Source organism: Microbacterium maritypicum (assembly GCF_041529975.1).
GTDB lineage: Bacteria > Actinomycetota > Actinomycetes > Actinomycetales > Microbacteriaceae > Microbacterium.
The window spans coordinates 2,606,493-2,617,651 of record NZ_CP168030.1; the positions used below are offsets into that span (position 1 = coordinate 2,606,493).

10 protein-coding genes are annotated in these 11,159 nt (G+C 68.6%); all 10 read left to right on the forward strand.

Annotated elements, in window-relative coordinates:
- Positions 1-44 precede the first annotated feature (44 nt).
- The 10 genes from pyrR to metK all read left to right on the forward strand — a co-directional run bounded on the left by pyrR (position 45) and on the right by metK (position 11,158).
- Positions 45-575: a bifunctional pyr operon transcriptional regulator/uracil phosphoribosyltransferase PyrR gene (pyrR, locus tag ACCO44_RS12645; RefSeq protein ID WP_105709953.1), complete on the forward strand. Its 531-nt coding sequence runs from the start codon at positions 45-47 to the stop codon at positions 573-575.
- Positions 572-1,537 (forward strand): aspartate carbamoyltransferase catalytic subunit, encoded by a 966-nt coding sequence (locus ACCO44_RS12650; RefSeq protein WP_262000953.1) that lies wholly within the window; start codon positions 572-574, stop codon positions 1,535-1,537. The genes pyrR and ACCO44_RS12650 overlap by 4 nt, the downstream gene beginning before the upstream one ends.
- Entirely contained in the window at positions 1,534-2,838 is a 1,305-nt protein-coding gene (locus ACCO44_RS12655) for a dihydroorotase (protein ID WP_029263352.1), read from the forward strand. Before ACCO44_RS12650 ends, ACCO44_RS12655 begins: the two co-directional genes overlap by 4 nt.
- Positions 2,835-3,347, forward strand: a complete 513-nt coding sequence (locus tag ACCO44_RS12660; protein WP_372466796.1) for a hypothetical protein — start codon at positions 2,835-2,837, stop codon at positions 3,345-3,347. Before ACCO44_RS12655 ends, ACCO44_RS12660 begins: the two co-directional genes overlap by 4 nt.
- Entirely contained in the window at positions 3,344-4,522 is a 1,179-nt protein-coding gene (gene carA, locus ACCO44_RS12665; protein ID WP_105709951.1) for a glutamine-hydrolyzing carbamoyl-phosphate synthase small subunit, read from the forward strand. Before ACCO44_RS12660 ends, carA begins: the two co-directional genes overlap by 4 nt.
- On the forward strand, positions 4,522-7,809 hold the full coding sequence (gene carB, locus ACCO44_RS12670) for a carbamoyl-phosphate synthase large subunit (RefSeq protein ID WP_372466798.1): 3,288 nt from the start codon (positions 4,522-4,524) through the stop codon (positions 7,807-7,809). Before carA ends, carB begins: the two co-directional genes overlap by 1 nt.
- On the forward strand, positions 7,806-8,651 hold the full coding sequence (gene pyrF / locus ACCO44_RS12675) for an orotidine-5'-phosphate decarboxylase (protein WP_262000949.1): 846 nt from the start codon (positions 7,806-7,808) through the stop codon (positions 8,649-8,651). The genes carB and pyrF overlap by 4 nt, the downstream gene beginning before the upstream one ends.
- Complete coding sequence (gene gmk, locus ACCO44_RS12680; protein WP_029263357.1) at positions 8,644-9,555, forward strand: guanylate kinase; 912 nt, start codon at positions 8,644-8,646, stop codon at positions 9,553-9,555. Before pyrF ends, gmk begins: the two co-directional genes overlap by 8 nt.
- A gap of 66 nt (positions 9,556-9,621) precedes the next feature.
- A complete protein-coding gene (gene rpoZ, locus ACCO44_RS12685) occupies positions 9,622-9,876 on the forward strand; it encodes a DNA-directed RNA polymerase subunit omega (RefSeq protein WP_017204385.1) in 255 nt (84 codons plus the stop codon).
- A gap of 88 nt (positions 9,877-9,964) precedes the next feature.
- Positions 9,965-11,158 carry a methionine adenosyltransferase gene (gene metK, locus ACCO44_RS12690; RefSeq protein ID WP_372466799.1) on the forward strand — a complete coding sequence of 398 codons (1,194 nt, stop codon included), beginning with the start codon at positions 9,965-9,967 and terminating at the stop codon, positions 11,156-11,158.
- The last annotated feature ends 1 nt before the right edge of the window (position 11,159 follow it).

Genomic DNA, 11,159 nt, shown 5'->3' on the forward strand with positions numbered 1-11,159 from the left:
GCAACCTTTAACACCGTCCTGTGAGGCGGAGAAGGGAGCGGCCGATGAGCATGCGCACCGTGCTGCACGAAGCCGACATCTCACGAGCGCTGACCCGTATCGCGCACGAGATCCTCGAGTCCAATCGAGGCGCCGAGAGCCTCGTCCTGCTGGGCATTCCGACCCGGGGCGTCACTCTCGCCCACCGACTCGGCCTGCTGATCAGCGAGATCGCACAGCAGTCCGTCCCGGTCGGATCGCTCGATGTCACGCTGTTCCGCGATGACCTCGCCAAGCACCCGACCCGTTCTCCGCAGCCGACCGAGATCCCGGTGGGCGGCATCGACGGCAAGACCGTCGTCCTCGTCGACGACGTGCTCTTCTCCGGTCGCAGCATCCGCGCTGCTCTCGACGCGATCCAGTCCATCGGACGCCCCGCCGTCGTGCGCCTCGCGATCCTCGTCGACCGCGGGCACCGCGAGCTTCCGATCCGTCCGGACTTCATCGGCAAGAACATCCCCTCCGCCCGCACCGAGCGGGTCAACGTGCGCCTCCTCGAGAACGACGGGGCCGAAGAGGTGACGATCGGCGAATGAGACACCTCCTCGACACCCGCACCCTCGACAGGACCACTGCCCTGCGCATCCTCGACATCGCCGAAGACATGTCCGACACACAGTCGCGCGAGGTCAAGAAGCTCCCGACCCTGCGGGGCAAGACGGTCGTCAACCTCTTCTTCGAGGACTCGACGCGCACGCGCATTTCGTTCGAAGCCGCCGCCAAGCGACTCTCCGCCGATGTCATCAACTTCGCCGCGAAGGGCTCCAGCGTCTCGAAGGGCGAGAGCCTGAAGGACACCGCGCAGACGCTCGAGGCGATCGGTGCCGATGCGGTCGTGGTCCGTCACCCGGGCTCCGGTGCGCCACAGACCCTCGCGACCAGCGGGTGGATATCGGCGGGGGTCGTGAACGCCGGCGACGGCACCCATGAGCATCCGACCCAGGCTCTGCTCGACGCCTTCACCATCCGCAAGCGTCGGTTCGGCGCCGACAGCCGCGGCCAGGACCTGAGCGGAATGCACGTCGTGATCGTGGGCGACGTCCTGCACTCACGGGTCGCCCGCTCGAATGTCTGGCTGCTCACCACGCTCGGCGCCGAGGTCACCCTGGTGGCTCCGCCTACGCTGGTTCCGCAGAACGTCTCGCTCTGGCCGGTCCGGGTCGTGTACGACCTCGATCACGCGCTGGCGGACGAGCCGGACGCGGTGATGATGCTGCGCATCCAGCTCGAACGGATGAACGCCGCGTATTTCCCGACTGAGCGGGAGTATTCCCGCCGCTGGGGCCTGGACGCGCGGCGAGTGGCGGCTCTTCCGGGCGGTAGCATTGTGATGCACCCCGGACCCATGAACCGGGGACTGGAGATCTCTTCGGAAGCAGCCGATTCCCCCCGTTCGACGGTGCTGGAACAGGTCACGAACGGGGTGTCCGTCCGCATGGCGGTGCTGTACCTGCTTCTGGCAGGAGAACGAGACGACGAACGAGGGGGAGACCTGTGAACGAGACCCTCGTCATCACCGGCGCACAGCTTCTCGGTGCCGAGAGCGCCGACATCATCATCGAGGACGGCCGGATCGCCGAGATCGGCAGCGGGTTGAGCCGCTCAGGCGCGCGCGTCGTCGACGCGGCGGGACTCGTCGCGCTGCCCGGACTCGTCGACCTGCACACGCATCTGCGCGAACCGGGCTACGAAGCCTCCGAGACGATCCTCACCGGCACGAGGGCTGCGGCCGCCGGCGGCTTCACGGCCGTCTTCGCCATGCCCAACACCTCGCCGGTCGCCGACACCGCGGGTGTGGTCGAGCAGGAGCTCGCCCTCGGTGAAGCAGCCGGCTACGCCACCGTGCAGCCCATCGGCGCGGTCACCGTCGGCCAGAAGGGTGAGCGTCTCGCCGAGCTGGGCGCCATGGCGACCTCCCGCGCGCAGGTCCGCGTCTTCAGCGACGACGGCTTCTGCGTGTTCGACCCGCTGATCATGCGTCGTGCGCTGGAGTATGTGAAGTCCTTCGGGGGAGTCATCGCCCAGCACGCGCAGGATCCCCGCCTCACCGAGGGCGCCCAGATGAACGAGGGCACGGTCTCGGCAGAGCTGGGCCTCGCAGGCTGGCCCGCCGTCGCCGAAGAGTCGATCATCGCCCGCGACGTGCTGCTCGCGGAGCATGTCGGCTCGCGCCTGCACGTGTGCCACCTCTCGACCGCGGGGTCGGTGGACATCATCCGCTGGGCCAAGAAGCGCGGCATCGATGTCACGGCCGAGGTCACCCCTCATCACCTGCTGCTGACCGACGAGCTGGTGCGCGGATACGACGCGCGGTACAAGGTCAACCCGCCGCTGCGCCGGGAAGAGGATGTGCTCGCCGTGCGCGAGGGCCTCGCCGACGGCACGATCGACATCGTGGCCACCGACCACGCCCCGCACCCGAGCGAACACAAGGCGTGCGAGTGGCAGGCTGCCGCGAACGGCATGGTGGGCCTCGAGAGCGCGCTGCGCGTCGTGCACCAGTCGATGGTGCAGACCGGACTGCTGGAGTGGTCCGATGTCGCACGCGTGATGAGTGCGACGCCGGCGCGCATCGGCCGACTCGCCGGTCACGGCACCCCGCTCGAGGTCGGTCAGCCGGCGCAGATCACGCTCTACGACGCCTCCGTCGACGGCGTCTTCACCGAAGCGGATCTGCACGGCCGCAGTGTGAACTCGCCGTACCTCGGCAGGGCTCTTCCCGGACGGGTCGAATACACGATCCACGGGGGCGTCCTCACGGTCGACGGCGGCAACGTCGTCGAGGAGCTCGGCGCATGAGCGCTCGGGATCTCGCCGTCGCGATCACGATCGCGGTCGCGCTCCTGGTGCTGCTCACAATGCTCTTCGCCTGGCGACGACGAATTCGCCGCGACTCCGTGTTCACGGCCCCGCTGGGGGTTCCGGAGCATGCGGAGGTCTCCCGCCGCGACGAGGTGCTGTACGTGTCGACGACACGGCACGAGCAGCCGCTCGAGCGTCTGGCGGTGTCGCCCCTCGCGTACCGGGCCCGCGGCGAACTCGCCCTCACGGATCGCGGCATCGCCCTCTGCCTCGACGGCGAGCCGACGGTGTTCCTCGCGAGCGTCCGGCTCGTCGCCGTCGACCGCGCCACGGTCACGATCGACCGGGTCGTCGAGCCCGGCGGCCTCGTGCGCATCGCCTGGAACATCGACGACGACACGATCGTCGACAGCTACCTGCGGCTCGCCACCGGCGACCCGCGGACTCTCATCTCCGACCTGCAGCGGCTCGTCCCCGCCGCCCCCGACACAGGAGCAACGTCATGACACTCTCGACACCCCCCGGACAGGCCCCCGCGGCCCAGCTCCCCGATCCCGCCGTCCTCGTCCTGGAAGACGGCACCCGCCACACCGGACGCGCCTACGGCGCCCGCGGACGCACCCTGGGCGAAGTCGTCTTCGCGACCGGCATGTCCGGTTACCAGGAGACGATCACAGACCCCTCCTACGCGGGCCAGATCGTCCTGCAGACGGCACCGCACATCGGCAACACCGGCATGAACGACGAGGATGCGGAATCCCGTCGCATCTGGGTCTCCGGATACATCGTGCGCGACCCCTCGCGTGTGGTCTCCAACTGGCGTGCGAACGCCTCGCTCGACGACGTGCTCGTCGAGGACGGCATCGTGGGCATCAGCGGCATCGACACCCGGGCGATCACCCGCCACATCCGCTCGGCCGGCTCCATGCGCGGCGGGATCTTCTCCGGCCCGGATGCCGCCCTCGATCCGGAGGAGCAGGTGCGCATCGTCCGAGAAGCGCCCGAGATGGCGGGACGCAACCTCTCCGCCGAGGTCTCGGTCGACGTCGCGACCATCACCACGGCGATGGGCAACCGGATCGGCAACCTCGCCGTCCTCGACCTCGGCGTGAAGCAGGCGACGATCGACAACCTCGCCGCCCGCGGCTTCGAGGTGCACGTGCTTCCGCAGGATGTCACGATCGACGAGATCCGGGCGATCGACCCCGTGGCGGTCTTTTACTCGAACGGCCCCGGTGACCCCGCGGCCTCCGGCGACCACGTCGAGCTGCTCCGCTCGGTGCTCGATGACGGCCTCCCGTTCTTCGGCATCTGCTTCGGCAACCAGCTGCTCGGCCGCGCGCTCGGTCTCGGCACCTACAAGCTGCCCTTCGGCCACCGCGGTATCAACCAGCCGGTGCTCGACAAGCAGACCGGCAAGGTCGAGATCACGGCTCACAACCACGGCTTCGCGGTCGAGGCGCCCCTGGAGGGCTCCTTCGACAGCCCGAACGGCTACGGCAAGGTCGAGGTCAGTCACGTCGGCCTCAACGACAACGTCGTCGAGGGCCTCCGCGCCCTCGACATCCCGGCCTTCTCGGTGCAGTACCACCCCGAGGCGGCGGCCGGCCCGCACGACGCCAACTACCTCTTCGACAGGTTCCGCGACCTGGTCATCGCCAGCCAGAAGGACTCCAAGTAATGCCCAAGCGCGACGACATCAACTCCGTCCTCGTCATCGGCTCCGGCCCGATCGTCATCGGTCAGGCCTGCGAGTTCGACTACTCCGGCACCCAGGCGTGCCGCGTGCTCCGTGAAGAGGGTGTCCGGGTCATCCTGGTCAACTCCAACCCGGCCACGATCATGACCGACCCCGACTTCGCCGACGCGACCTACATCGAGCCGATCACCTGGCAGGTCATCGAGACGATCATCGCCAAGGAGCGCCCCGACGCGATCCTCCCGACCCTCGGCGGCCAGACCGCGCTGAACGCGGCGATTGAACTGCACAACCACGGCATCCTCGAGAAGTACGACGTCGAGCTCATCGGCGCGAACTTCGAGGCGATCAACAAGGGCGAGGACCGCCAGATCTTCAAGCAGCTGGTCCTCGATGCCGGTGCCGACGTGGCGGATTCCCGCATCGCCCACACGATGGACGAGGTTCTCGCGGCCGCCGACGAGCTCGGCTACCCGCTCGTGGTCCGCCCGAGCTTCACGATGGGCGGCCTGGGGTCCGGCTTCGCGTACGACGAGAGCGACCTGCGTCGCATCGCCGGTGCGGGCCTGCGCGACTCGCCCACCACCGAGGTGCTCCTGGAGGAGTCCATCCTCGGCTGGAAGGAGTATGAACTCGAGCTCATGCGCGACACGGCCGACAACACGGTCGTGGTCTGCTCCATCGAGAACGTCGACCCGGTCGGCGTGCACACGGGTGACTCGATCACGGTCGCGCCCGCGCTGACCCTCACCGACCGCGAGTACCAGAAGATGCGCGACATCGGCATCGACATCATCCGTGCCGTCGGCGTCGACACCGGTGGCTGCAACATCCAGTTCGCGGTGGATCCGTCGAACGGCCGCATCATCGTCATCGAGATGAACCCGCGCGTCTCGCGCTCCAGCGCCCTGGCCTCGAAGGCGACGGGATTCCCGATCGCCAAGCTCGCGGCCAAGCTCGCGCTCGGCTACCGCCTCGACGAGATTCCGAACGACATCACCGGCGTGACACCGGCGAGCTTCGAGCCCACGCTCGACTACGTCGTGGTCAAGGTGCCGCGCTTCGCGTTCGAGAAGTTCCCGGCGGCCGACGCGACGCTGACCACGACCATGAAGTCGGTGGGCGAGGCGATGGCGATCGGCCGCAACTACGCGACCGCGCTGCAGAAGGCGCTCCGCTCGCTGGAGAAGCGCGGATCCAGCTTCCACTGGGGCCCGGAGGAGCGCTCGGTGGAGGAACTCCTCGAGATCTCGAAGATCCCGACCGACGGCCGGATCGTGACGCTGCAGCAGGCGCTGCGCAAGGGGGCGACCGTCGAGCAGGCCTTCGACGCGACGGCGATCGACCCGTGGTTCCTCGACCAGATCGTGCTGATCAACGAGGTCGCCGAGATCGTGCGCACGGCTCCCGAGCTCGACGCCGCGACCCTCCGGTACGCCAAGGAGCACGGCTTCTCCGACGCGCAGCTCGCCGAGATCCGCGGCACGAACGAGGCAGAGGTGCGCGGCGTCCGCCACGGCCTCGGCATCCGCCCGGTGTACAAGACGGTCGACACCTGCGCCGGCGAGTTCCCGGCTCTCACGCCGTACCACTACTCGAGCTACGACTTCGAGACCGAGGTGGCACCGTCCGAGCGGACCAAGGTCGTCATCATCGGCTCGGGCCCGAACCGCATCGGTCAGGGCGTCGAATTCGACTACTCGTGCGTGCACGCCTCGTTCGCGCTGTCGGACGCCGGCTTCGAGACCGTGATGGTCAACTGCAACCCGGAGACCGTGTCGACCGACTACGACACCTCCGACCGCCTGTACTTCGAGCCGCTGACGCTCGAAGACGTGCTGGAGGTGCTCGACGCGGAAGCCGCGAGCGGAACCATCCTCGGCGTCGTGTGCCAGCTCGGCGGCCAGACGCCGCTCGGGCTCGCGAAGGGCATCGAGGCAGCCGGGTACACGGTGCTCGGCACCAGCCCCGAGGCGATCGACCTGGCCGAGGAGCGCGAGCTCTTCTCCCGTCTGCTCGACGAGGCAGGGCTCGTGGCGCCGCGAAACGGCACCGCGATCGACGTCGAGGGCGCCGTACGCATCGCCGAGGAGATCGGCTACCCGGTGCTGGTGCGCCCGAGCTTCGTGCTCGGCGGACGCGGCATGGAGATCGTCTACGACACCGCGTCGCTGCGTGACTACTTCGTGCGCACCGCGGGCGAGGTCGTCATCGAGGAGGGCAAGCCGCTCCTGGTCGACCGCTTCCTCGACGACGCGATCGAACTCGACGTGGACGCGCTCTACGACGGCACCGATCTGTACATCGGCGGCGTCATGGAGCACCTCGAAGAGGCCGGCATCCACTCCGGCGACTCGAGCTGCACCTTGCCTCCGGTCTCGCTCGGCCGCACCGATGTGGACCGCGTGCGCGAGGCCACTCTGGCCATCGCGAAGGGCGTCGGCGTGCGCGGACTGCTGAACGTGCAGTTCGCCATCAGCGCCGGTGTGCTCTACGTCATCGAGGCGAACCCCCGCGCCAGCCGGACCGTGCCCTTCGTCTCCAAGGCGCTCGGCATCCCGATGGCCAAGGCCGCGAGCCGTGTGATGACCGGTTCCACGATCGCCGAGCTGCGCGCCGAGGGCATGCTGCCGGAGCAGGACGGATCCCGCGTTCCGCTCGACGCCCCGGTGTCGGTCAAGGAGGCCGTGCTCCCGTTCAAGCGGTTCCGTACGGCCGACGGCAAGACGGTCGACTCGATCCTCGGCCCGGAGATGCGCTCCACCGGTGAGGTCATGGGCATCGACCGCGACTTCCCGACGGCGTTCGCGAAGAGCCAGGCCGCGGCCTACGGCGGCATGCCCACCTCGGGCACCGTGTTCATCTCGGTCGCCGACTCGGACAAGCGCGCCGTGATCCTGCCCGCGCACCGACTGCAGCAGCTGGGCTTCACGATCGTCGCGACCGAGGGCACCGCCGAGATCCTCTCCCGCAACGGCATCGCCGTGACCATCGTCGAGAAGTTCAGTGCGACGCAGGAGTCCGGGGCGAAGAACATCGTCGACCTCATCAACGAGGGGGCGATCGACATCGTCGTGAACACCCCGTCAGGTGGGGCGGCCCGTGCCGACGGGTATGAGATCCGCGCGGCAGCGGTCGCCGCTGACAAGGCCCTGTTCACGACCATGGCCGTGCTCGGCGCCGCGGTGAGCGGCATGGACGCGGCCCACGAGGGCTTCCAGGTCAAGAGCCTCCAGGAGTACGCGCTGGAGCGGAAGGCGGCACTGTGAGCGCACGCTTCGGCGAGCGGGTCCGCGCGGCGCTGCACGCACGCGGACCGCTCTGTGTCGGCATCGACCCCCACGCCGCGTTGCTCGCGGCGTGGGGGCTGAGCGACGATGCGCAGGGCGTCCGCGAGTTCGGCCTGCGCACGGTCGAGGCCGCTTCCGGGCGGGTGGGCATCGTCAAGCCCCAGGTCTCGTTCTTCGAGCGCTTCGGCTCCCAGGGCATCGCCGCACTCGAAGATGTTCTCGCAGCGGCACGCGCGGCCGGTCTCGTCGTGATCGCCGACGCCAAGCGGGGAGACATCGGTTCGACGATGGACGACTACGCGCGTGCGTGGCTGACTCCGGGTTCACCACTGGAGGCCGACGCGCTCACGGTCAACCCGTTCCTCGGAGTCGGTGCTCTCGACGGGGCATTCGCGTTGGCCGCCGACCATGGCAAGGGGCTGTTCGTGCTCGCCGCGACCAGCAACCCCGAGGCCGAGCTCCTGCAGCGCTCCACCGGCTCGACGGGTGCGACGGTGTCCGCTGTGGTCATCAGCGAGGTCTCCGCTCGCAACGCCGTGGAGTCAGCGGCAGGGGAGTGGGGGAGTTTCGGTTTCGTGATCGGCGCGACCGTCGACTGGACCCTGGCCGGCATCGAGCCCTTCGCACCGGCAGCTCCCATCCTCGCTCCCGGCTTCGGCGCCCAGGGGGCCACGCCGGCCGACCTCCGTCGCCGCTTCGGCCCGATGTCGGAAGCGGTGATCGCGAGTGAGAGCCGCAGCATCCTCTCGGCGGGTCCCGCGGATCTGGCCGAGGCGATCACCGCACGCGCCGCCGAGTACCTCGAGGTGGCCGGTGTCTGACGCGCAGCGCACGGTTCCCGAAGTCGACAGGGCTGCTGCCGCACGCCGCGCCGTGGAGCGTCGGCGCGCCAGGGCTTCGGTGAAGCGCGATCTCACGATGCGGGTGGTGACCCCGCAGACAGTTCTGCATCGCGCCACCGCGGATGCCGACTCCGTCGAGGGGTCGATGCGCATCACCGACTTCCTCCTCGCTCTCCCCGCGATCGGTGCCGGCAAGCGCGACCGGGTACTGGAGGAGCTGCAGATCTCTCCGGTCAAGCGCCTCGGTGGGCTCGGAGCTCGTCAGCGCCGGGTACTCGAGGAATGGCTCGACACGCGCTTCCCCGCGCCGAGCGCGCGAGGAGCGCGGAGTCGATTGCTCGTGCTCGCCGGCCCCACCGCGGTCGGCAAGGGCACGGTCGCCGCGCACATCCGCGAGCACAACCCGGAGATCCACCTCTCGGTGTCAGCGACCACACGGCCCCCGCGCCCCGGCGAGATCCACGGCGTGCACTACTACTTCGTCGACGACGCGGAGTTCGATCGGCTGATCGCCGACGGGGAACTCCTCGAGTACGCGGTGGTCCACAACAAGTCGCGCTACGGCACGCCGCGGGGGCCCATCGACGAGGCTCTGGCCGCAGGCAAGACCGTTCTGCTCGAGATCGACCTGCAGGGCGCTCGTCAGGTGCGCGCCGCGGAACCCGCCGCGACGCTCATCTTCCTGCTGCCTCCGAGCTGGGACGAACTGGTGCACCGGCTGGTCGGCCGTGGCACCGAAGATGCCGAGGAGCGCGCCCGTCGACTGCGCACCGCGAAGGGCGAACTCGCCGCTCAAAACGAGTTCGATCACCTCATCGTGAACGAGGACGTCGCCACGGCGGCCCGCGAGGTCGTAGAATTGTCTTCAAGCTCTGCGCGCTGAGCGTCTTCGCGCGCCATTTCGCACCGACTTCGCGACGATCCCGTCGCCTGACCAGGAGGTCTCACCATGGCCGGACACAACAACGGCATCATCGATCCCCCCATCGACAACCTGCTCGACCGCGTCGACTCCAAGTACGAGCTCGTGATCTACGCCGCCAAGCGCGCGCGCCAGATCAACGATTACTACTCCGATCTGCACGAGGGCAACCTCTTCGACAACGTGGGCCCGCTGGTCGACTCCTCCGTCGAGGACAAGCCGCTCACCATCGCACTGCACGAGATCAACGAGGACAAGCTCCGCCTGCGTCACGCAGAGTGATATTCGAGGCCGCGCCTCCCTTCTGTCGGAGGCGCGGTCCAGAATGGGTGCAACACCCTCCCTCTGTCCGTCCCGTTCTGGAGTTTCGATGAGCACCCTGCGTCTGTTCACGTCCGAGTCCGTCACCGAGGGGCATCCGGACAAGATCTGCGATCAGATCTCGGACAGCATCCTCGACGGGCTCATCGCCAAGGACAGAGACTCCCGCGTGGCGGTCGAGACGCTCGTCACGACGGGCCTCGTGCACGTCGCCGGCGAGATCCGCACCGAGGCCTACGTCGACATCCCCACGATCGTCCGCCAGGTCGTGAACGGCATCGGCTACACATCCAGTGAGACCGGCTTCGACGGCGACTCCTGCGGTGTCAGTGTCTCGGTGGGCGAGCAGTCGACCGACATCGCGCACGGCGTCGACAGCGCTCAGGAGCACCGCGACGGATCGTCGGTCGATCCGCTCGACGCCCTCGGCGCCGGCGACCAGGGCATCATGTTCGGCTTCGCGACGAACGAGACGCCGCAGCTCATGCCGATGGCCGCGTGGACCGCGCACCGGCTCGCCGAGCGGCTGACGGAGGTGCGCCGCTCCGGTGTTCTGCCGTTCCTCCGCCCCGACGGCAAGACCCAGGTGACCCTCGGTTACGACGGCTTCACCCCGAAGACGGTCGACGCCGTCGTGGTCTCGACACAGCATCACCCCGACATCTCGCAGGAAGACCTGCAGGCGCGGGTTCGCGAGCACGTCATCGACCCCGTGCTGGCCACGACCGGTCTCGACCTCGACGACGTCACCCTCTACATCAACCCGGCCGGTCCCTTCGTGACCGGTGGCCCCAAGGGAGACGCCGGGCTCACCGGCCGCAAGATCATCATCGACACCTACGGTGGCGCCTCCCGCCACGGCGGAGGAGCCTTCAGCGGCAAGGACCCGTCGAAGGTCGACCGCTCCGGCGCCTACGCGACCCGATGGGTGGCGAAGAACGCGGTGGCAGCTGGACTCGCAGACCGGCTCGAGGTGCAGATCGCCTATGCGATCGGTGTCGCACGTCCGGTCGGTCTCTACGTCGAGACCTTCGGCACCGGCAAGGTGTCCGACGAGGTCATCACACAGGCGATCACATCGGTGTTCGATCTGCGTCCGCAGGCGATCATCGAGCAGCTCGACCTGCTGCGTCCGATCTACGCCCAGACGGCCGCGTACGGTCACTTCGGTCGAGAACTCCCTGATTTCACGTGGGAGCGCACCGACCGCGTCGAAGAGCTGCGCCGCGCTGCCGGGCTCTGAT